A 20,012-nucleotide genomic window follows, 5' to 3' on the forward strand; every position below is an offset into this window, starting at 1 on the left:
CCTTGAACTTACTTGAAGCGGTAGGTGATGCGGCCCTTGGTCAGGTCGTAGGGCGTCATCTCGACCAGGACCTTGTCGCCGGTCAGAACGCGGATGCGGTTCTTGCGCATGCGGCCGGCCGTATGGGCGATGATTTCATGTTCGTTTTCGAGCTTGACCCTGAACATCGCGTTGGGCAGCAGTTCCGTCACGACACCCGGAAACTCGAGGACTTCTTCCTTCGGCATTCGATACCTTTGCTTGGATGGGTACTTCCAGCGCCCCGGCCGGAAAGTTGCGCGGAACCTATATGATAAACGTCCGCTTGTGAACATGCTTAATCCGCGGCGTTTTCAGCCCCGTTGCCGAGAAAACGCCGGCCGATCCGCGCCTTCAGCCGCTCGCGCACGTCGCGATAGGCAGCCATGATCTGCTCGCGCGTGCCGCTGACGCCGGTCGGGTCGGGCATCGGCCAATATTCGACTTCGACGGCCAGCGAACGGGTGAGCTCGAGCGCGGTGTGGTGGGCTTCCGGCGCCAGCGTCACGATCAGGTCGAAATAATCGTCCTCGAGGTCGTCCATCGTTCTCGGGTGCCGTTCGCCCAGTGAAAGGCCCTCTTCGGCCAGCACGGCATCGACGAACGGATCGCGTTCCCCGCCGCGCACCCCGGCCGAGGCAACGAAGGTGGTGGGCGGGAGCACCTTGCGTGCCAGCAATTCGGCCATCGGCGAGCGCACTGCGTTCATGCCGCAGACAAACAGGATCGAGCGGGGCAGGATCGGGCGGGGCAGCGGGGCGGCCAGTTCAGCCTCGCCAGTGCAGCACGCAAACCAGCGTGAACAGCCGGCGCGCCGTGTCGAAGTCAATCTCGATCTTGCCGGCAAGCCGGTCCATCAGCGTTTGCGAGCCTTCATTGTGCAGGCCGCGCCGGCCCATGTCGATCGCCTCGATATGGCTGGGCGTCGCGGTTCGGATGGCATCATAATAGCTTTCGCAGATCATGTAGTAATCCTTGACGATGCGCCTGAGCGGCGTCAGCGACAGGATGTGGGTGACCACGGCTGCGCCGTCCTCACGCGTCACGGCGAAAACCAGCCGGGATTGGGCCAGCGACAGTTTTAGTCGGTACGGCCCGGCGCCATCGTCATTGACCGGTTGAAAACGGTTCTCCTCGATCAGGTCGAAAATCGCCACCGCCCGCTCATGCTCGACATCGGGCGTCGAGCGGCCGATCGTCTCGTCGAGCTCGACATCGATCAGCCTGGCGCGGGTTTGGTCGTAATCGGACATGTCTACATGTTCAGCCGGATGCCGACGGAGCGTCCATGCGCATCGAGGCCTTCCGCCTTGGCGAGCGTAATCGCCGCCGGCGCCAGCGCCCGCAACTGCTCCGGCCCGAGCTTCAGGACCGAAGTGCGCTTGACGAAATCGAGCACCGAAAGTCCGGACGAGAAGCGCGCCGAGCGCGCTGTCGGCAGCACGTGGTTGGAGCCGGCGACATAGTCGCCGATGGCCTCCGGCGTGTGGCGGCCGAGAAACACCGCACCGGCATTGCGCATTCGCGCCAGGAAAGCTTCGGGGTCGTCGATGGCAAGCTCGACATGTTCGGCGGCGATGCGGTCGACCAGCGGCAGTGCCGCCTCGATCGTCGGCACCAGGATCACCGCGCCGAAATCGCGCCAGCTCGCCGCCGCCGTTTCTCCGCGCGGCAGGTTCTGCAACTGCCGCTCCACCGCCTGTTCGACCGCTGCGCCAAAGGCAGAATCGTCGGTGATCAGGATCGACTGCGACGATACGTCGTGCTCGGCCTGGGCGAGCAGGTCGGCGGCGATCCAGTCCGGATCGTTGCTGCCGTCCGCCACAACCAGCACTTCCGAGGGCCCGGCGATCATGTCGATGCCGACCGTTCCGAACACCTGGCGCTTGGCCGCCGCGACATAGGCATTGCCAGGGCCGACGATCTTGGCGACAGGCTTTATCGTTTCGGTGCCAAAGGCAAGGGCGGCGATCGCCTGCGCGCCACCGACGCGGTAGATTTCTGAGACGCCGGCAAGGTCCGCTGCCACCAGCACCAGCGGCGGCACGTCGCCGCCGGAGGCCGGCACCACCATGGCGATGCGCTCGACGCCGGCGACCTTGGCCGGCACCGCGTTCATCAGCACCGAGCTCGGATAGCTCGCCGTGCCGCCCGGCACATAGAGCCCCGCGGCCTCGATCGCCGTCCAGCGCGAGCCGAGCTCGACGCCGGCGGCATCGGTGTAGCGGTCGTCCTGCGGCAGCTGCCGCTGGTGATGGGCGCGGATGCGCTCGCGGGCGAATTTCAGCGCCTCGACCGTTTGCGGATCGGCTGCATCGTAAGCCTGGGCAATGTCGTTCCTGGAGACGGCGATGCCGAGCTCGGCCAGGTCGCCGCCGCCGAATTTCTGCGTGTAGTCGACCAGCGCGGCGTCGCCCTCGGCGCGCACCTTGGCAATGATCTCACGCACCACGGCGTCGACATCGGCCGAGACTTCCCGCTTGGTCAGCAGGAACGCGGCAAAGCGCTGCTCGAAATCGGCGTCGGACTGGCGAAGCGTGATGGCCATCGGCTCAAACCCTGTGGGCCGGGCGCGACGTCGCTTCCCAGGCGCCGCCGACATCGGCAAGCCGCGCCTCGATGCATTCGACATCGAGCATGATCGCGCCGCCGCCCGAAAAGATCAGCTCGACGATGCCGGCCGGCTTGTCGAGCGCAAGAAAGCTGATCGCCAGCAGCGACAGCACTTCGTCGGGCTTGTCGCGGGCAATGCCGCTGGTCTTGGCGCCGAGCACCCGGTCGAAATGCAGCACAGCCTGCCGCCGCTCGTTGTGCTGGCGAAAGAAACCGGATTTGGCCTCCCAGACGAAGCGATTCATGGTCAGCACGAAGCGCTTTACCGAAGGCAGGTATTCGAGATCGCTGACCTTCATGACGGCATCCTGGACATGCGCCGAGATGATGCTCAGATCCTGATCGTCGAGCGCGACAAGCTTGAGGGCCATGCGGATTTCACACCTGAAGGTTGGACTATTCAGCCTTCTGTTAGGCGGTCTTTCCGGTCCGTGCAACCGCGCCACAAGCCCTGCGGAAAGGCTCTAGCCCGAAATGCGCTCGATCTCCGCGCCGCAGCCGGACAGCTTTTCCTCCAGCCGCTCGAAGCCGCGGTCGAGATGGTAGACGCGGTTGACCGTGGTTTCGCCTTCGGCGGCGAGGCCGGCGATGACCAGCGACACCGAGGCGCGAAGATCGGTCGCCATGACCGGCGCGCCCTTCAGCTTCGCCACCCCGTCGACGATCGCGGTCTGGCCGGACAGCGTGATGTGGGCGCCGAGCCGGGCGAGTTCCTGGACGTGCATGAAGCGGTTTTCGAAGATCGTCTCGGTGATGCGCGACTTGCCCTTGGCCATCGTCATCAGGCCCATGAACTGCGCCTGCAGATCGGTCGGGAAAGCCGGGAAGGGCGCCGTCGTCACGTCAACCGGTGAAATGCCGGCGCCATTGCGGCTGACGCGGATGCCGGAATTGGTCTGCGTGATCTCAGCGCCGGTCTGCGAAATGATGTCCAGCACCGTCTGCAACAGGTCGGGCCGCGCGCCTTCGAGCACGACGTCGCCGCCGGTCATCGCCACCGCCATAGCATAGGTGCCGGTCTCGATACGGTCGGGGATCACCCTGACGCGGGCGCCCGACAGCGCCTCGACGCCGTCGACGGTAATGGTCGCCGTGCCGGCGCCCGAGATCTTCGCGCCCATGGCGTTGAGGCATTCGGCGAGGTTGACGATCTCCGGCTCGCGGGCGGCGTTTTCGAGCACCGTCTCGCCCGTGGCCAGCGAGGCCGCCATCATCAGCACATGGGTGGCGCCGACCGAGACTTTCGGGAACACATAACGGTTGCCGACAAGCCGGCCGTTCCTGGTCTTGGCGATGACGTAGCCGGTGTCGACGTCGATATCGGCGCCCAGCGCCTGCAGGCCTTCGAGGAAGAGGTCGACTGGGCGCGTGCCGATCGCGCAGCCGCCGGGCAGCGACACTTTGGCTTCGCCCATGCGGGCCAGCAACGGACCGATCACCCAGAACGAGGCCCGCATCTTCGACACCAGCTCGTAAGGCGCCGTCGTGTCGACAATGTTGCGGGCGGAGAAAGTGATGGTGCGCGAATAGCCTTCCTGCTGCTTTTCGCGGCGGCCATTGACCGAGTAGTCGACGCCGTGATTGCCGAGGATGCGGATTAGCTGCTCGACATCGGCCAGATGCGGCACGTTTTCCAGCGTCAGCGTGTCGTCGGTCAAAAGCGCGGCGATCATCAGCGGCAGCGCGGCGTTTTTCGCGCCCGAGATCGGGATGCTTCCGGCAAGCTTGTTGCCACCGACAATTCTGATGCGATCCATGAAGAGCGTCCCCTCGGCTATAAGGCCGGTTTAAATCGGTTGAGTCTGTTGCCGCCCATCTAGACCATTGGCCGGCTTGGTTCAAGAAACGGGCTATTCCCCACTTTGACCCACGCTGATTTGGCTAAAATACCGGCTACCAACATAGCCGATTCGCGTTAATCTTTTTTCATCGCCGCCTGCAGCCCGTCCGGCCGCTGGTCGGCGTCGCCGGTCCTTCGCGAGCGCAATTGCGCCTTGCGCTTCTGCAGATTGGCGCGCAACTGCTCGGCCAGGCGGTCCTTGCGGCCAGTTCCTGCCTTTTTCGCGGAACCATCCTTCTTCGGTGGCTTGTTCGGAGAAACTGCCTTGTCGTTCATCGTTCCGTCCCCGGCCCGGCGACCCGCCGGTACGGATCAAGGGATAGCCAACATTGTGGCACGGCCATGTCCGCAACGATCGCCTGGTGCGGCCTTTCAACCCGGCCCCGTTTGTGCCCCTTGTCTTGGCCTTGCGCTTGCCGGTTCGATATGGCAGAAGCCCCGCCATCGGCGGCTGCGGTAGCTCAGTGGTAGAGCACTCCCTTGGTAAGGGAGAGGTCGAGAGTTCAATCCTCTCTCGCAGCACCATCGAATTCAGCATGCACCTGTTAGCGCCAACTGGTCGCTAGTATCCCGGGCAGACTCCAGCATCATTCGAACCACACTGAAGCGATCCAGTCAGATCGCGGCAACGCTCGCTGGCATGGCGACGCCCCCGAGCGGGAAGTGGACGGCTATGGGTCAGGCGAACCCAATCCGATGGCGTTGGGGCCAAAACCCAACACCCTGAAGGACCCGAGTTCGACCCCAGGGCAGACATTCTCAGCTTGTTGACCGATTGTCTGCAACAGAGCGGAAGTACCACCCTGGGAAATGTCGCCTCAGTCGAGGCTGGCCGGCGACGAGAACGGCTGATTGGCGTCGACCACGAAGATCGCCAGCTCATCGAGATCGGTTGTGCCGGCGCTGAACACCTCCATCGGCGTGTTGGCCCCGTGTCCGATCATGGCCGTACCAGCTTCAGCATAGGCCACTCCGTAAGGCGTTCTCTGGCCGAGCTTGCCGGCCAGCACATAGAAGGCCTCCGGTCCCGGATGCGTATGGATCTTCGTCTTGACGCCGGGCGCTCCACCGGCGCGGTTGACGCGCAGCAAATACTCGCTTGCGCTGATCGGAGGGACCGGTCCGATCTCGACAACCTTGGTTCCGCCGGTCGTAGAGCCATCCTTCGGTCCAAGCGTGAACAGCCAGACCTTGCCTGCGACCTCCGCCGCAAGCGAGGTCGGGCCTGCAGCGCTTTGGGCCTGCGCCAGCGTTGGCAGATTATCCAGCCGCCAGTACAACGGTCCGGAGGGCAGTTCTTTCACCCTTTTCTCAACCACCGGCTCGACGGCGAATTTGCTGTCTGCGGCCATTGAGGCTGACGTCATCAGCCCGAAAGCACACACCGAGAATATAAGCAGGCCAATACGGCGGGCGCGGAGGGAATGCGGCTTCATGGTTGGTCCTCCCTTTCATGGTCGCCCTCTCGACCAAATATTAGCTATAGCACATGTACCGAGTTACGGCACTGACCAAGTTTCGGGTCACCCTAGAGCGCCTGCCGCCAAAGAAGACTGTTCATGATGCCAAACCGTCTAGGAAGAGTTTTCAAATAGTTTTCAAATATTGGAACTCGGTCGTCGCGGTGGCACTGGCTGCGATGGCGATTGTCAGGGGCGGAAGGCGTAGCTCCTCCGCGTCGTCAAATGGGTAGCCGACGGCGCCGTTTAGGGTTCGAAGCAGTCTTGCCCCCAGGCTACTGTGTCTGACGTGAGCCCAACGGTCCAGCCGTTCGAAATCGGCCCGCGCATGGCGACCAGCCCCGTTCGGGCGGGTGTCAGAAAATGCCTGAATGCCAAGCATCTCGCCATGATAGGAAAATGCCAAGGTCGAGGCACAGTTCCGGTCGCACGCGCCATGATGCGCATGGGGAAGCGTTCTGGTCTCCCCCCGCTGCAGGCGGCTTAACAAAGCTTGTAGCCGGGAACAATCGCTCAATGACTCGCGTTTCTTGCGAAGACCCGCTTCTTTTGCACGGGCAGCGGCCTCGAAGGCTCGCAAATGTCGCGCCGGCGTTTCAATCGCACCCGCCTCAGCCCTCACGATTTGGCTATTTGTGAACGCGTGTTCGATCAGGTTTGCGCAGATGAGCACATTGACCCTCTAAGCCTGGCTGCCGAAGCCTTGGCGGTGATGATTGTCGCAATCTTCCGAAACGTGACTACCAATGAGCGCGAACTGCTGGAGGAAGTTAAGTCTCTTCGTGGCTCAAAAGGCACAGAGAAGGCGCACTAGCTTCGCAACGTTCTGGGGCGAATTGGCCTAGTCCCGCTTTGGCACAGCCGTTTGGTATCTGAATTGCTCATTGAGAATCGCCAGAGTGTAGCCACCGAGCTTGCGAAGGGGATGGAAATGGGCTTAGCCGAAGACTTATCAGATGTCGCGCTCACATTCGAATGTCCGGATTGCTCGCATCCGGCGGTAAGAAAGGGCTCTGCACTAAGAACAATCGCGCACTTCAAATGCGACGGGTGCAACGCAAAGGTGCGGATCACCTATCCGCAGAAGCTAGCGATCTTCGAAAAGCACAGGCTATTGGCCGCAGGCGACCGCCGCCAGCAAGGCCAGGAACACTACGGTGCCCGCAACAACATCGATCGGGCCGCCGATGCGGCTGAAATGGCTTCGCGACCGCTGCCGCGCGCGGCGACGCGTGCTTAAGCCTTCCTCATTCGCGCGACCTTACGCATGTTGACCACGGCAATGCCGTCCATCGGAATAATTCGGGCGAAGGGCGCGTTAGTTCATTAGACGATGCTAAAAATACGGCAACGTGTCCGAATGTCACTTCATGAAGCCCGCCAGACAGGCTGCGGCTTGCTCTGGCCTAACCTCGAAGGGAACCAGGGATGAAAATTTCGACCTCTTTGACAAGACGAAGTGTTGTCGCCGGGCTGGCGCTGGCCGCCGCATCGACGTCGGTATTGCCTGCCGATAACGCATTCGCCCAGGCTAAGAAAACCACATCGGGGAAGACTTTATATGAGCGCCTGGGTGGTGTGTTCGCCATCGCAGCGGTGATCGATCATTTCAGCGACGCCGTCGTGATGAACCCGATTGTCGGCAAGAAGTCCAAGAACCCACAATTGCGCAAATGGCACACCAAGAACCTTGAAAGGTTGCCCGGCCTCAAGTTCATGCGCACGCTGTGGGTCTGCGACGTTTCTGGCGGGCCCTTCAAGTTCGTCGCCACCAAGCCCGGCACGACGCCGCTCGGCCTCGAGGAGGCGCATCGCGACCTGCGGATTTCCCCCGCGGAATTCGATGAAGTCGCAGCGGAACTCGGGCGGACCTTGGATCATTTCAAAATTCCGAAGCCTGAGAAAACCGAAGTCCTGGAAGCTTTCGCCGCTCACAAGGACGAGGTCACCGCCGGCTACGTCAAGCCGGGCTGAAGCGCTTATATCGCGCGGGCATTCATTCTGGGCATGGGGCGCGCGCCGTGGCTATGCGGCGCGGCCGCAGCTAAGCGAGCAATTTTCCGATGGTTCCTACTCCGAACCCGCCCGAGCTGTCTCGACTCTGAGCGACCCTTCCGGCAACGGGCGCAGGAGTTCGGCCTCGGACCTCGTCAGGTGGATCCAGGCCGCCCAGTCCGACGGCCGCAGCACAACCACTTGCCGGTTGTGATATGGCGCCACGTCCGGCCCCGGCTCGCTCGTCAGCATCGTGAACGTTGGCGGCTTGTTGCCGATACCCTCGCGCCACAACCCGGCAATCGCCATGAACGAATGGCCATTCAGCGTGAACCTGTGCTTGGTTTTTGGATATTTCGTTCCCGTGAATTCGAAGAATGCCGACGCCGGAACGAGACAGCGCCTGCTGTTGCCGAACTGCCGGCCCTCCGAGCGAAAGTTGAATACAGGTCCGCCTTTTGGCCCGGCCGGGGGAAAGCCGAACGTCATCGACGCCAGTTCGATTGCGTCGCCGGCGACGCGCATTACAGGCCCGGGGTCGTTGATGTGGATGTCATCCGCCTGCGGCAGATCCAGTTCGGTTTGATGGCTGGGGATTTTGAGCGCCAGCGATTCCATCATCCGGCAGTATTCGGCCCAGGCGATGTGCTGCTCGTAGTCATTGCACATGGAAAGGCTCCGTACGCTCGACCGAGATCAGTTCAATCCATAGCGTTTGGTTGGCGCTGATTGCCGGCGGATTTGATATAAGCCTATTTGGGCCGGCGTGCGGCAGCGATGGTCTGCAACAGATTGATGCTGTTCACGTCAGGTTGACTGGATGCGGCGACGGCAAGTGCGGCGGCCTCGGCTATTTTCGCGACGTCGTCGCTGCTGATCAATCCGCGCTTTTCCAGCAGATTTACAAGCTCGACAACGAGAAGAAAGGCGTTCACACCATATCGTTCGGCTTTGAGCTCGAACTCGCCTCGGGCCAATTTCTCCCTGTCTCCTTCAGCCCGTTTGTCCACGTTGGCGTCCTCTCCTACGGCTACAAGCTATTAACGCTTAGCACGAATGGTTTAATCCTTCGAACTGGCCACAACCTTCGCCAATTGCCGGGCATAGTGTCGCCGGTGGCTAGGGCGTGGGTTCGGTTCAGCCAAGGATGAGACCAGCCAACAGAACGGTAAGAATAAAGGACAACACGACGGTAAGTAGCCCGCATGCTTCCAAAGTGTTGGTTTGCCAAGCTTTCGTCGGGCGCCTCCGGTTTGAATTGCTGTTTCGCGAACCAAACTTCATCGGGCACCAGATCGGACGCGGAGCCGGCTTGAATTTGGCAAAGCGCTCCTCTTCATCGGCCCGGAAGGCATCTCCGCGAAACTCCGGAGCACCGTATGCGCGGCGCCGGCCTGCCTTTCATCGACCCGGGCCATCACCAGTATGACACCTTCTGCGATCTTCGGCTTGCGCGGCTTCTGGGCGAAATTGGCGAAAGTTCCGAGAAGCACGCCGGCAAAGCCGCCCCACGCCGCACCGACCAGAGCCATGCCGGTCATCCCCGCAGGATCAACGTCTTGAGTTCCAAAAGCGCTGAAACCGGCCAACAGACCAGCCGTGGCGCCAAGTGCGGCACCGGCGACGGCGCTCCGCCAGACAGCGCTCATCCCATCGTCGTAATATCCAGCAACGCTGATCGGTTCATCATTGTCGTTGTAAGATCCGACCACGCTGATCTGGCGACGGCGAATCCCGGCAGCCTGAAGCGCGGCAACGGCACGTGCTGCCTGGGCATGGGAATTGAACAGTCTGCTGATTGTTTGCATTTACGCCCAGGCCCGACGCTCGTTAGCAGCGTCGGGCCTCTCCTCCCTGGCTTTGAACTCTTCCGCCCGGACGCATCTTCGTCGCGCCAAAGCTCACCACAACGTGAGCCAGCCGGCTACGTTCCTCAGCCGAGGCTTCGGTCCAACCCCAGAGTGTCTTGCTTGGGACCTAAGTCTGACCAGCTTGGGCGTGCTGAGGCCATGCCGCGCGGGGACGGTCGCCAGCTCGAAGAGAGGGTTCAGATGCTACCGCAGACCCAAAAAACTCAAAATGGCTATTACGATCACTATCGCGCCGACCAGCCAGATAATGTTGTTCATGATTGCACTCCTTCGCCTCCGGGCGGGGCGCACGCCGGGGCGAAGCCCGCCACGCAAGTAGAACATTAGATACGGCTAAAGGTTCCTCGCGGGGCCTGCCTGTCGAAAGAGCCCACCGCACCAGTCGGCACGGCGGGCGACGCGAGTTCACCCCGGTGGGAGAAGACCGCGTTGCGTCCAAGGCTCAGCTGATGCTTCTGGACCAGTCATCAACCTGGCGCTCCGCCTCTTCCTTGGCGATGCCATATCGCTCCTGGATACGCCCCAAGAGCGGTCCCGGTTGCCCTCGATCCGATCAAGATCATCGTCGGTTAAGTCACCCCACTGCTCTTTCGCCTTGCCTTTGAACTGCGTCCATTTTCCCTTGATTTGATCCCAGTTCATATGTTCCTCCTTGCTTCCTGGGCCCGCACTGAAGCGGAGCGCGGACCGATCGGCATTTCAATGTCGGTGACGAATGAAGATTAGCGGCCGCTAAAAGTTCCGGTGCCGGCGCAAAAAGCCTGCCGTGCCCGTGCCGGACTGCGAGCTGATGTTGATGATGCCTGGAGCTTGATGCTCCTTGCAGCGCCACCCTATCCTGTTGAAGTCGCTGAGCTTCTTCCTGATTGGCTTTGGCTGGCAAGTCTTGACAGGCTGCCCAGCAGCATCGTTCTATCCTTGCCGATCATCAGCACGCCGCTGTCGGGCGCCAACAGCGCCGAGAACGGCAGCATCGCCGCGCCGATCGGCGAGGCCTCGGCGCCGAATTGGCCCGAGACGATTTCCGGCGCCACGATGCCGATGGCGCTGATCCTGTTGAACTGGGTCTGCACCTTTGCCAGCAGCTCGAGATGGATCGGCCGCGGCAGGATGCTGTCGAGAACGATCGCCTCGATGTCGATGACCGAGGTGATGGCGATGATCGCCTCGACCAGCGCATTGGCGCAATCGTCGATCCATTCGGACAGCGGTTCGCGCGCCCCCGGCGGCAAGGGGTCGAGTTCGCGCACGCGATTGATTTCGATGCCGCGCGATTTGAGATGATTGACCAGCACATAGATCGAAGCGCGATGCAGCAGGCTCTGGTAGCGCGCCGGCTTGGCCGCCACCGAATCGAGGCTTGAAGGCGAGACCGGCAAAGGACCGAGCGCGGCGCTGTTGCCGTGCGGCCCGGTGTGGACCTTGCCGCCTTGCACCAGTCCGCCGCCGACAAAGGTGTCGATCGAGATATGCATGAAGTCGCGGAACCGCGCGCCGGTCCCCTGGATGAGCTCTGCGAGTGCAGCCGATGACGCGTCGTTTTCCACGAAGACCGGGGTCTTCGGCTTTGTGGCGAAGAACGTCGTCAGATCGATTGCTTCCCAGCGGCTGCCAAGGTCGTCGGGAAAGCCGAGCTCCTCGCTCCAGCCGCCGAGGAAATACGGCGAGGCGATGCCGACGCCGACGATGCTGGCATCGCCAAGCCCCTCGATCAACTTGTCGAAATTGGCCAGCGACATGTTGCCGGCCTTTAGCACCATGTCGGGATCCGGAAAGCGATATTCGTGCGACTCGCGCGAGCGGACCTCGCCGGCGAAGTCGACGAGCACGGCTTCCAGCGCGCGCCGGCCGATCTTGATGCCGACACTGTAGATGCGCTCCGGTGCAAGTCGGTAGAGAGTGGACGGCGATCCGCGTTGTCCGAACCTTTTTCCCACTTGCTTTACAAATCCTGACGATTCCAGCCCGTCGACAATAGCGGCGACCGCGGCCGGCGTCAGATTTGCGGCGCGCGCCAGATCTGACTTGGATGCCTCCTTCAGGCGGCGGATGGCATCAAGCACGAAGCGCTCGTTATAATGCCGAACCTTGACCGAATTGCTGCCTTTTCCGGACAAAACCGGCGCCTCCCCATCATTCCCGCAGAGCCACTCCAGCCGCTTGCAGCTTTGAGGCTGCCGCGGGGTCGAGCACTCTAATCGCACCCGTGCGCGACGCGACAGTGCCCTTCGCGGCCATGGAAGTCAATTTTTCCAGTTGCGGCATTCAGCCATTTAATATAGCAAATTGAAAAAACAGAACCAGGGAGGAAAGGTGCTGCACTTGGGCGCATTAGGCGAAGCCGACGCCATGGTGAAGAGCGACACGGCTGTCCCCGTTGCCCTGGTTCATGCGACAAAAGCCTTCGGCGGCACCATTGCCCTCAAGGACGCGTCCTTCGAATTGCGCTCAGGCGAGGTGCTGGCTCTGCTTGGCGAAAACGGCGCCGGCAAGAGCACGTGCGTAAAGCTGCTGGCCGGCGTGTATCTCCCGACCGGCGGCCATGTCGAAGTCGATGGCAAGCCTGTGGTCTTCCATTCGCCGCACGACGCCCAGGCTGCCGGCATCTCGGTCATGCACCAGCATCCCGGTCTTTTCCCTGATCTTTCGGTGGCGGAAAACATCTATCTCGGCCATATGCCGCGCGACCGCTTCGGCGGCATCGACAACGCCGCCATGCTTACCGGCGCGCGCAGGGTGCTGGCGACAGTCGGCCTCGACGTGCCGGCCGAAACCCGGCTCGGAACGTTGCGCACCTCCGAACAGCAACTGGTCGAGATCGCCCGCGCCCTGTCGCTCGACGCGCGGGTGCTGATCATGGACGAGCCGACGGCCGCCCTGTCGCAGCGCGAGGTCGAGCGGCTGTTCACTGTCGTCGCCGACCTGCGGCTGCACGGCGTGGCGATGATGTTCGTCGGCCACCGCATGGACGAGATCTTCCGCATCGCCGACCGCATCGCGGTGCTGCGCGACGGGCGTCTCATTGGCGTCAAGCCGAAGGCCGAGCTTGGCCGCGCCGCCGCCATCGGCATGATGGTCGGCCGCGAGGTGACCGACCTCTATCCGCAACGAAGCCACGCCACCGGCGCACTGGTGCTGGAGGCGAGGGGGCTTTCGCACGCCGGTGGCTTTTCCAATATCGACCTCAAGCTCCATGCCGGCGAGGTGCTCGGGCTCGGCGGCCTGGTCGGCAGCGGTCGGACCGAGATCGCGCGCGTGCTGTTCGGCATCGACCAGCCCGATGCCGGCGAAATCCTGATCGACGGCGAAGCTGTGCGCTTCGCCTCGGCACGCGACGCCATGGATGCGCGCATCGCCTATGTCTCGGAAGACCGCATGGGCCAGAGCCTGGTGATGGATTTTTCCATTCTCGACAATGCGGTGCTGCCCGTCCTCGACAAGGCAGCCCGCTCCGGCTTCTACGGCACGAACCGCGCGATCGATCTGGTTTCGGGTTGGCTGAAACGTATGAAGCTTCGTTTTTCCGGCTACGCGCAGCCGGTGAAGGAACTGTCCGGCGGCAACCAGCAGAAGGTGGTGTTGGCCAAATGGCTGCGCACCGAACCGCGCATCCTCATCCTCGACGAGCCGACGCAAGGCATCGATGTCGGCACCAAGGCGGAAGTGCATGCGATGATCGCCGACCTTGCCGCGCAGGGCATGGCCATCATCCTGATCTCCTCCGAAATGCCCGAACTCATCGGCATGTGCGACCGCATTATCGTCCTGCTCGAAGGCCATCGGACGGCCGAATTTGCCAGGGGCGAAGCCACCCAGGAAAAGGTGCTGGAAGCAGCGACGAAAGCCGGCGAAAGCGCCGGCCCGGTAGCACAGGCCGCCGGCGAGGAGAAAAGAAAAGGGCCGCTCGACATACTGAAGCGGCGGGAGTTCGGCCTGCTCGCCGCGATGCTGGCGGTCGCGATCCCGGTCACCATCATCAACCCGCGCATGGTGAGCGCTGCAAACCTGACCGCCGTGTCGATGGATGCCGCGCTGCTCGTGGTTGCAGCACTCGCGCAGATGCTGGTGCTGATCACCCGCAACATCGACCTTTCGATCGCCGCGGTGATTGGCCTGTCGGCCTACATGGCGGCCAGCATGGTCCAGGCCTATCCAGGGCTCGACATCGGCATCGGGCTGATGACCGCATGCGCCGTCGGTGGCGTCGCCGGCCTGATCAACGGCCTCGTCGTCACCAGGGGAAAGATCCCGGCGATCGTCGTCACGCTGGCCTCGATGTCTATCTTCCGCGGCTTCAACTCGATCTGGGCAGCCGGCGACCAGATCAGCGCCGACGAAGTCACGCAAGCCTGGCTCGACATGACCGGCCTGAAGATCGCCGGCGTGCCGCTGATCGTCGTCATCGCAATCGTCATCCTGTGCCTGGGCTACGTGCTGCTCTATCGCACCGCCTTCGGGCGCGAATTGTTCGCCGCCGGCTCCAATCCCGACGGCGCGCGTCTGATCGGCATCCCTGTCGACCGGCGCATTCTGCTGGCCTTTGGCATGGCCGGCCTGCTCGGCGGCCTGTGCGGCGCGCTGTGGGCATCGCGCTATGCGACCATCGACGCCCGCGTTGCGCTCGGCTTCGAACTCACGGTGATCGCGTCAGCGGTGGTCGGCGGCGTCGCCATCCGCGGTGGTTCGGGCACGCTGCTCGGCATCATCCTCGGAGCCCTCACGCTGCTGGTCATCAAAAACGGGCTGACGCTGGTGCGCGTCGATCCGCTGTGGCTGCAGGGCGTCTACGGCCTGGTGATCCTGGTCGCCATCGGCATCGACACCTTCATCGTACGGCGCGCCGAGCAGGCAAGACAGGCGAGGGCGCGGTGAAAAAGTTCCTCCGGTCGATCGACTTCTGGGATCTGCTGCTGGCGACCTCCTGTGTAGCCATCTTCCTCTATGCCGCGATCTTCGTGCCGAATTTCGTTTCCGGCTTCAATCTCTCGCAACTGGCCGCCAGCGCCTCGGAAAAGGCATTGCTGATCCTGCCGATGACGCTGCTCATCATCACCCGCGAGATCGACCTGTCGATCGCCTCGGTGTTGGCGCTGACATCCGTCGTCTTTGGCTTGCTGGTCCAGGCCGGTGTGCCGACGCTTGCCGCAATTCCGCTGACACTCGTCGGCGGCGGCCTGCTCGGCGCCTTCAACGGCTATCTGGTCTCGGGCCTTGGACTGCAGTCGTTGGTTGTGACGCTCGGCACCATGGCGCTCTATCGAGGCATTGGCTACATCCTGCTCGGCACCGGCTCGGTCAACATCCTGCCGCCCGCGGTCGTCGATTTCGGCATCAACAACCTGCCTGGCACCGAGATACCGTGGACCATCGTGCCCTTCCTGGTGCTGGCGCCGGTGTTTGCGGTCGTGCTGCAGAAGACGCCGACCGGCAAGCGCATTTACGCGCTCGGCGGCAGCCCCGAAGTGGCGCGCTATTCGGGCATAAACACGCGGCGGATGGTGCTGAACCTGTTCGTCGTCTCGGGCGTCGTCGCCGCCATAGCCGGCATCATCTATACCGCGCGCCTCTCCAACGCCCGCGCCAACAATGCGCTCGGCATGGAACTCGACGTCATCACCATCGTGCTGCTCGGCGGCGTCAGCGTCTTTGGCGGCAAGGGCCGCCTGACCGGCGTCATGCTGGCACTGGTCCTCATCGCCATCATCCGCAACGTGCTGGCGCTGAACCAGATCGGTGGCGACGCCCAGGGCATGATCATCGGCCTGCTTCTGATCGGTTCGCTGCTGGTCGGCAATTACTGGCGTTCCACACAGGAGATGCTCAGCAGATCCCGCGCAATGCGCGAGACAAAGGGGTGATCTCGGGCCCCTTCCTTCAAGCCCGAATTTCGACGGAGGAGTCACAATGAAAGCGTTTAGATTAGCCCTGCTCGCATCCGCGGTTCTGCTTTCGCCAACGTCGCTGGCCTTCAGCCAGGAATGCGCCAAGGAACCCGTAACGGTCGGTTTCCTGCCCAAGCTCGACACAGATCCCTATTTCAAAGTGGCGTTCGGAGGCGCACAAGAGGCGGCCAAGGAAATTGGCGGCACCGCCACCCAGGTCGCTCCGTCGCAGGCGACTGCCGAGGCGCAGATCGAATTCATCAACAGCCTCGTCTCGCAGAAGGTCGGGGTCATCGCAATTGCCGGCAATGACGCCAATGCGGTCGCGCCTGCGCTGAAGCGCGCCGTTCAGCAGGGCGTCAGGGTGATTTCGTATGACTCCGATGTGGCTGCCGATGCCCGCGCGGTGTTTGTCAATCAGGTCAAGGGCGACAGTCTGGCAGAAATGATGCTGGAAAGTGCATTCGCCCTCAGCGGCGGTGAAGGCGAATTCGCGATCCTGTCGTCGACGCCGACGGCGACCAACCAGAATGCCTGGATCGACTTCATGAAGGCGAAGATGGCGACCGAGCCGAAGTTCTCCAAGATGAAGCTGGTGCAGGTGGCCTATGGTGAAGAGAGCGAACAGATCAACCAGCAGCAGGCATTGGCGCTGGTCCAGGCGTTTCCCGATCTCAAGGTGATCATCGTCCCGGCAGGCATTGGCCTTCCGGCGGCAGCGCGTGCACTCGAGGAAGCGGGCATGATCGGCAAGGTCAAGCTGACCGGCCTTGCGCCGGCCACCCTGATCTCGAAATACATCAAGGACAAGGCGGCTCAGGATATCTGGTGGAACGTCACCGATCTTGGCTATCTTACCTATCAGACAGCCCAGGCGCTTGCGCAGTGCAAGATCACCGGCAAGGAGGGTGAGAAGTTCACGGCAGGCAGGCTCGGCGAATACACGATTGGCGCCGGCGGCGAACTGATCCTTGGTCCGGCCAAGATCGTGACCCCCGAAAATCTGGCCGAGTTCAAGTTCTGATTCTATGGAGCCAAGCTCCAGAGGGGCGCCGGTCGATCCGGCGCCCTTCCTAAAAACCTCTCGAATGAAAACAGTGCGGGGCGGCAATGAAGATATTGCTTGCAGGCGAAACCTTTGCAGCGACGACCTCGGTTGCTATCGGCAGCGACGTGCTTACAAGTGCGGCCTCGACAAATGGCGCGACGGCCTTCAATGCCGCGCTGGCCACTGAAGGCATCGCCGTCACGCAGATCGGCGGCGAGCGTTGCAGCGCGGAGTTTCCTTATGACTTCGATGGGCTCGCCCAATATCAGGCGGTGGTGATCTCCGACGTCGGCGCCCTGACATTGCTGGTCACGCCGGATGCCCGCGCCGGGCGTGTCGGCGTCAACCGCCTCGATGTGCTCAAGGCCTATGTCGAAGCTGGCGGCGGGCTGATGCTGGCCGGCGGCTATATGGGCTTTCAGGGCATGTTCGGGACGGCGCGTTTCCACGACACCTCGGTCGAGGACATTCTGCCGGTCCGTTGCCTACCCTACTGCGACGGCATGGAGGTGCCGCAAGGCCTGCAGACCTCCATCCTGCAGTCGTCACATCCGATTTTTTCCGGGGTGGAGGGGCCGTTGCCGCCGATCCTCGGCATGAACAAGCTGGAATTCAGGCGCGACGGTTCGTCCCGGCTTCTGGCGACCTGCCACTATCGCGGCACCGACTGGCCGCTCCTTGCCGTCGGCAGCTACAGCCGCGGCCGCACGATTGCCTGGGCAACCGATATCGGCCCGCATTGGCTCTCGCAGGATTTCCTCGCATGGCCGTTCTACGGAAGACTGATGGCGAACATGGTCCGTTGGCTCGCCGGCGATGAATGAGGAAGCCGGACAACCAGGTTTCACCCAGTGCGGTTGTCCTGGCGCGGCCGCTGCCGCGCGAGGCGCCGGTGACCAGCACCACTTTGCCGGCGAGGTGGAATTTCGGCGTGAACTCATTTGCCATGCAATTCCACCTTGTTCTTCAAATCGGTCCGGCTGCCGTGTCGGACCGAATAGGCTCGCGTGAATTCTGCGCCCAGCAGAAATATCTCCGCCGAATAATAGACCCATAACAACACGACGAGCAGGGCGCCGGCCGCGCCATATGACGATGAGATGGCGCTGGTTCCGATATACCAGCCAATCAGCGACTTGCCGATGGTGAACAGAAACCCGGTGACCACGGCGCCGAGGCCGACATCGCGCCATTGCAGGCTGCGGTCGGGCAGCACCTTGTAGATCGCGGCAAACAGCAGCGTGATCAGGGCAAACGAGACGATCCCGTTGATGGCGCTGAGGATGATGGTGCCGAACGGCAGATAGGCGTTGATGACCTCTCCGAGGGCCGAAATTGCAGCGCTTACGACCAGCGACACCAGGAGCAGGAAACCAAGCGCGGCGACCAGGCCCAGGCTTGCAATGCGTGCCCGAACCAGCCGCGAGATCGTTGCCCCGCTCGGTTTGACTTTCCAGATTTCGTTCAGCGCCAGCTGCATTTCGCCGAACACGCCGGATGCGGCGACGAACAGCGTGACCAGCCCCAGAATGCTGGCAAGGGTTCCCGCTTCCTTCTGCGAGGCGTTCTCGATCGTCGCCTGCAGCAGCTCGGCACTTTGCGGCCCCATCAGGCCGGCGATCTGTGCCGAAAGGGCGAGTTGCGCCGCCTCGTGCCCGAAGGCCATGCCGGCGATAGCGACAACGATGAGCAGGATCGGCGCAAGCGAAGTCGTGGCATAGAACGCTATCGCCGCCCCATGGCTCAGCGCATTGTCGTTGACGAAGCCGAGGATGCTTTGCCTGAGGAGTACCCAGCCCTCCGTCGCCAAGTTCCACATGTGGGCCTCGCATAATTGTCATTAAACAAGTAGCGGCGAGATAGAAGTGGGCGAGGGGTAGTGGACGACCTGGCCGCCGGCTCTGAAAAAACCTCGCCGAGGCGCAGGTGTTGCTGGCCGAATTGCGGTAGCCCGCGAGAAACCGACGCAGCCGCTTTCGTTGAGCCGCTCACCCTTATTGCCTAAGGAAATTGGACGCGCTCATGATCCAACCAATGGAACTGCGACAGTCGTCCCATAATTTATCGGATACCGATCGAAGTACGGGAACTCGATAACGAAAGCATACCTGGCCGTGAGATGTGCCATTCGAAAGCCGCCGCTGGGGGCGTCGATTGCTATTGTTACGTCTACGTCTTTCAATCCCAAAGTTAGCAATTTTGCCGTGGCTATGGCTTCTATCTCGGCCTGCGTCAGCGAGTTCTTCATCTGCAGCGCACGCGCGGACGTTTCCAGCGTATACCGAACGCTGGACATGGCATTCAAGGCCCAGCCGAATGCGAAGACGCCGATCAAGACCATTATCAGAACAGGGGCGATCAGCGCGAACTCCAACGCAGCTCCGCCTGATGCTTCCCGTATGAAGGCCCTCGCTTTAGCGAACACGGATCACCTGTTGGTGAGTGAGCGCGCGCGAGAGCGAAAACGCGCCGAAACTGAAGGGCGGTGACCAAGTGGCTGTCGCTTGGATTTCGACGAAAACCGCGGGAGCTTTCAAACTGTCGCACAGGACAGATGGATCGACCACGGTGGTCCCGCACATATATTTCCGGCTCAGCGTCACCTGCGCGTCGCCGGGATGGTTTTCCCAGCCTGAAAGAGCGACAGCTTGGATAGTCGCATCCTCGGCTGCTCCTTGCATCACCAGATTCGCCGCCGTTTTGACGCCTGCACGCATCGACAACGCGTTCGACACAAAAGACCAGCCGTCAATGATGCCAAGGAGTACCAGGCAAAGGATCGGCACAATCAGCGCAAACTCTACCGCGGCAGCACCCGAATCGCTGCGGAACATCCGGACTGCTGACCCTGTCACGAAGATTACTCGACAAGCTTTATGGATTGCGTCGCCGGAATGTCTCGCATTCCAAGGCTCGTGCAGTCCTGATTGACGTTCGCGTTGCCGGACCACTGCACGGTACTGGCGACGACCTGAGTGCAACCGCCTTTGCCCGAGAAATTGCCGAGATAATTAACGTCTTGCGTTGGAAAATACAAAGCGCCGGTCAAAAGCGAATCTGCCGTGCCATTAACCGTGTTCGATCCAGTCAGGTTGGCTTTGTCGCCGTAAAACAGCACCCCCGAATAGGTGCCCGACGTTGGTGCGCTGAGCTTGATGGTGGCCGTGCCGTTCATGCTGACACCGGAGCTGCCGGCCAGATAAATGATGACTCCGTCGCCGGAAATATTCGCGTTCGAGTTCGCTTTGAAATCACCGCCTTGAATGACGTATATCCCGGGCGAAA

Annotated in this window: 22 protein-coding genes, 1 tRNA gene and 2 pseudogenes; 8 read left to right on the forward strand and 17 right to left on the reverse strand. The window is 61.9% G+C overall.

Annotated features, from left to right (window positions below; all coding sequences use genetic code 11):
• Positions 1-8: 8 nt before the first annotated feature.
• From infA to NKI79_RS06655, 7 genes are all read right to left on the reverse strand, one after another.
• A complete protein-coding gene (gene infA, locus NKI79_RS06625) occupies positions 9-227 on the reverse strand; it encodes a translation initiation factor IF-1 (RefSeq protein WP_006200926.1) in 219 nt (72 codons plus the stop codon).
• Positions 228-316: 89 nt separating this feature from the next.
• Entirely contained in the window at positions 317-784 is a 468-nt protein-coding gene (locus tag NKI79_RS06630) for an arsenate-mycothiol transferase ArsC (protein WP_292663983.1), read from the reverse strand.
• Between the two features lies 1 nt (position 785).
• Complete coding sequence (locus NKI79_RS06635) at positions 786-1,271, reverse strand: UPF0262 family protein (RefSeq protein WP_352475885.1); 486 nt, start codon at positions 1,269-1,271, stop codon at positions 786-788.
• Between the two features lie 2 nt (positions 1,272-1,273).
• Complete coding sequence (gene hisD / locus NKI79_RS06640) at positions 1,274-2,566, reverse strand: histidinol dehydrogenase (protein ID WP_352800571.1); 1,293 nt, start codon at positions 2,564-2,566, stop codon at positions 1,274-1,276.
• Positions 2,567-2,570: 4 nt separating this feature from the next.
• Entirely contained in the window at positions 2,571-3,002 is a 432-nt protein-coding gene (locus NKI79_RS06645) for a DUF2948 family protein (RefSeq protein WP_254820565.1), read from the reverse strand.
• A gap of 93 nt (positions 3,003-3,095) precedes the next feature.
• The gene (murA, locus tag NKI79_RS06650; protein ID WP_352800573.1) at positions 3,096-4,388 is read right to left on the reverse strand and encodes a UDP-N-acetylglucosamine 1-carboxyvinyltransferase; all 1,293 of its coding nucleotides are present in this window, start codon (positions 4,386-4,388) and stop codon (positions 3,096-3,098) included.
• Between the two features lie 158 nt (positions 4,389-4,546).
• Complete coding sequence (locus NKI79_RS06655) at positions 4,547-4,747, reverse strand: hypothetical protein (RefSeq protein WP_352475882.1); 201 nt, start codon at positions 4,745-4,747, stop codon at positions 4,547-4,549.
• Between the two features lie 174 nt (positions 4,748-4,921).
• Here NKI79_RS06655 and NKI79_RS06660 point away from each other — a divergent pair.
• Positions 4,922-4,996: transfer RNA gene (locus tag NKI79_RS06660), tRNA-Thr, on the forward strand.
• Between the two features lie 293 nt (positions 4,997-5,289).
• On the opposite strand, the gene NKI79_RS06665 is transcribed toward NKI79_RS06660, so the two are convergent.
• A complete protein-coding gene (locus NKI79_RS06665) occupies positions 5,290-5,907 on the reverse strand; it encodes a cupin domain-containing protein (RefSeq protein ID WP_352800575.1) in 618 nt (205 codons plus the stop codon).
• Between the two features lie 151 nt (positions 5,908-6,058).
• Positions 6,059-6,604: a hypothetical protein gene (locus NKI79_RS06670; RefSeq protein ID WP_352800577.1), complete on the reverse strand. Its 546-nt coding sequence runs from the start codon at positions 6,602-6,604 to the stop codon at positions 6,059-6,061.
• A 258-nt stretch (positions 6,605-6,862) separates the two neighbouring features.
• On the opposite strand from NKI79_RS06670, the gene NKI79_RS06675 reads away from it, so the two are divergent.
• Positions 6,863-7,171 carry a hypothetical protein gene (locus tag NKI79_RS06675; protein ID WP_254820561.1) on the forward strand — a complete coding sequence of 103 codons (309 nt, stop codon included), beginning with the start codon at positions 6,863-6,865 and terminating at the stop codon, positions 7,169-7,171.
• A gap of 188 nt (positions 7,172-7,359) precedes the next feature.
• Positions 7,360-7,905 carry a group I truncated hemoglobin gene (locus NKI79_RS06680; RefSeq protein ID WP_352800578.1) on the forward strand — a complete coding sequence of 182 codons (546 nt, stop codon included), beginning with the start codon at positions 7,360-7,362 and terminating at the stop codon, positions 7,903-7,905.
• 96 nt (positions 7,906-8,001) lie between these two features.
• On the opposite strand, the gene NKI79_RS06685 is transcribed toward NKI79_RS06680, so the two are convergent.
• Complete coding sequence (locus NKI79_RS06685) at positions 8,002-8,595, reverse strand: SOS response-associated peptidase (RefSeq protein WP_352800580.1); 594 nt, start codon at positions 8,593-8,595, stop codon at positions 8,002-8,004.
• Positions 8,596-8,678: 83 nt separating this feature from the next.
• Entirely contained in the window at positions 8,679-8,936 is a 258-nt protein-coding gene (locus tag NKI79_RS06690) for a hypothetical protein (protein ID WP_352475876.1), read from the reverse strand.
• A 369-nt stretch (positions 8,937-9,305) separates the two neighbouring features.
• On the opposite strand from NKI79_RS06690, the gene NKI79_RS06695 reads away from it, so the two are divergent.
• Positions 9,306-10,124: a hypothetical protein gene (locus NKI79_RS06695; RefSeq protein WP_352800582.1), complete on the forward strand. Its 819-nt coding sequence runs from the start codon at positions 9,306-9,308 to the stop codon at positions 10,122-10,124.
• A 115-nt stretch (positions 10,125-10,239) separates the two neighbouring features.
• Here the strand turns inward: NKI79_RS06695 and NKI79_RS06700 are convergent.
• Positions 10,240-10,439 (reverse strand): annotated as a pseudogene (locus NKI79_RS06700) (CsbD family protein).
• Positions 10,440-10,630: 191 nt separating this feature from the next.
• A complete protein-coding gene (locus tag NKI79_RS06705; RefSeq protein ID WP_352800583.1) occupies positions 10,631-11,914 on the reverse strand; it encodes an ROK family transcriptional regulator in 1,284 nt (427 codons plus the stop codon).
• 196 nt (positions 11,915-12,110) lie between these two features.
• Here NKI79_RS06705 and NKI79_RS06710 point away from each other — a divergent pair, with 196 nt between their 5' ends.
• From NKI79_RS06710 to NKI79_RS06725, 4 genes are all read left to right on the forward strand, one after another.
• Positions 12,111-14,669: an ATP-binding cassette domain-containing protein gene (locus NKI79_RS06710; RefSeq protein WP_352800585.1), complete on the forward strand. Its 2,559-nt coding sequence runs from the start codon at positions 12,111-12,113 to the stop codon at positions 14,667-14,669.
• Positions 14,666-15,655, forward strand: a complete 990-nt coding sequence (locus NKI79_RS06715) for an ABC transporter permease (protein ID WP_352800587.1) — start codon at positions 14,666-14,668, stop codon at positions 15,653-15,655. The genes NKI79_RS06710 and NKI79_RS06715 overlap by 4 nt, the downstream gene beginning before the upstream one ends.
• Positions 15,656-15,701: 46 nt before the next feature.
• Entirely contained in the window at positions 15,702-16,703 is a 1,002-nt protein-coding gene (locus tag NKI79_RS06720; protein WP_352800588.1) for a rhamnose ABC transporter substrate-binding protein, read from the forward strand.
• 86 nt (positions 16,704-16,789) lie between these two features.
• Positions 16,790-17,551: a glutamine amidotransferase gene (locus NKI79_RS06725; protein ID WP_352800590.1), complete on the forward strand. Its 762-nt coding sequence runs from the start codon at positions 16,790-16,792 to the stop codon at positions 17,549-17,551.
• Positions 17,552-17,664: 113 nt separating this feature from the next.
• On the opposite strand, the gene NKI79_RS06730 is transcribed toward NKI79_RS06725, so the two are convergent.
• From NKI79_RS06730 to NKI79_RS06745, 4 genes and pseudogenes are all read right to left on the reverse strand, one after another.
• Positions 17,665-18,546, reverse strand: a complete 882-nt coding sequence (locus NKI79_RS06730) for a YihY/virulence factor BrkB family protein (RefSeq protein ID WP_352800592.1) — start codon at positions 18,544-18,546, stop codon at positions 17,665-17,667.
• 201 nt (positions 18,547-18,747) lie between these two features.
• On the reverse strand, positions 18,748-19,101 hold the full coding sequence (locus tag NKI79_RS06735; RefSeq protein ID WP_352475868.1) for a TadE/TadG family type IV pilus assembly protein: 354 nt from the start codon (positions 19,099-19,101) through the stop codon (positions 18,748-18,750).
• A gap of 40 nt (positions 19,102-19,141) precedes the next feature.
• Positions 19,142-19,561, reverse strand: coding sequence for a TadE/TadG family type IV pilus assembly protein (locus tag NKI79_RS06740; protein ID WP_254820549.1), 420 nt, complete (start codon positions 19,559-19,561; stop codon positions 19,142-19,144).
• Positions 19,562-19,587: 26 nt separating this feature from the next.
• A pseudogene (locus tag NKI79_RS06745) lies at positions 19,588-20,012 on the reverse strand (pilus assembly protein TadG-related protein); the annotation flags it as partial.

It is taken from the genome of Mesorhizobium sp. M0340 (genome assembly GCF_040321535.1).
Lineage (GTDB): Bacteria > Pseudomonadota > Alphaproteobacteria > Rhizobiales > Rhizobiaceae > Mesorhizobium.

Excerpts from the sequence above, each read along its gene's own strand:
- infA (WP_006200926.1), bottom strand. The coding sequence starts at position 227 with ATGCCGAAGGAAGAAGTCCTCGAGTTTCCGGGTGTCGTGACGGAACTG.
- NKI79_RS06725 (WP_352800590.1), top strand. The coding sequence starts at position 16,790 with ATGAAGATATTGCTTGCAGGCGAAACCTTTGCAGCGACGACCTCGGTT.
- NKI79_RS06685 (WP_352800580.1), bottom strand. The coding sequence starts at position 8,595 with ATGTGCAATGACTACGAGCAGCACATCGCCTGGGCCGAATACTGCCGG.
- NKI79_RS06740 (WP_254820549.1), bottom strand. The coding sequence starts at position 19,561 with ATGTTCCGCAGCGATTCGGGTGCTGCCGCGGTAGAGTTTGCGCTGATT.
- NKI79_RS06730 (WP_352800592.1), bottom strand. The coding sequence starts at position 18,546 with ATGTGGAACTTGGCGACGGAGGGCTGGGTACTCCTCAGGCAAAGCATC.
- NKI79_RS06680 (WP_352800578.1), top strand. The coding sequence starts at position 7,360 with ATGAAAATTTCGACCTCTTTGACAAGACGAAGTGTTGTCGCCGGGCTG.
- NKI79_RS06655 (WP_352475882.1), bottom strand. The coding sequence starts at position 4,747 with ATGAACGACAAGGCAGTTTCTCCGAACAAGCCACCGAAGAAGGATGGT.
- NKI79_RS06635 (WP_352475885.1), bottom strand. The coding sequence starts at position 1,271 with ATGTCCGATTACGACCAAACCCGCGCCAGGCTGATCGATGTCGAGCTC.
- NKI79_RS06645 (WP_254820565.1), bottom strand. The coding sequence starts at position 3,002 with ATGGCCCTCAAGCTTGTCGCGCTCGACGATCAGGATCTGAGCATCATC.
- NKI79_RS06695 (WP_352800582.1), top strand. The coding sequence starts at position 9,306 with ATGCGCGGCGCCGGCCTGCCTTTCATCGACCCGGGCCATCACCAGTAT.
- NKI79_RS06665 (WP_352800575.1), bottom strand. The coding sequence starts at position 5,907 with ATGAAGCCGCATTCCCTCCGCGCCCGCCGTATTGGCCTGCTTATATTC.
- NKI79_RS06675 (WP_254820561.1), top strand. The coding sequence starts at position 6,863 with ATGGGCTTAGCCGAAGACTTATCAGATGTCGCGCTCACATTCGAATGT.
- murA (WP_352800573.1), bottom strand. The coding sequence starts at position 4,388 with ATGGATCGCATCAGAATTGTCGGTGGCAACAAGCTTGCCGGAAGCATC.
- NKI79_RS06720 (WP_352800588.1), top strand. The coding sequence starts at position 15,702 with ATGAAAGCGTTTAGATTAGCCCTGCTCGCATCCGCGGTTCTGCTTTCG.
- hisD (WP_352800571.1), bottom strand. The coding sequence starts at position 2,566 with ATGGCCATCACGCTTCGCCAGTCCGACGCCGATTTCGAGCAGCGCTTT.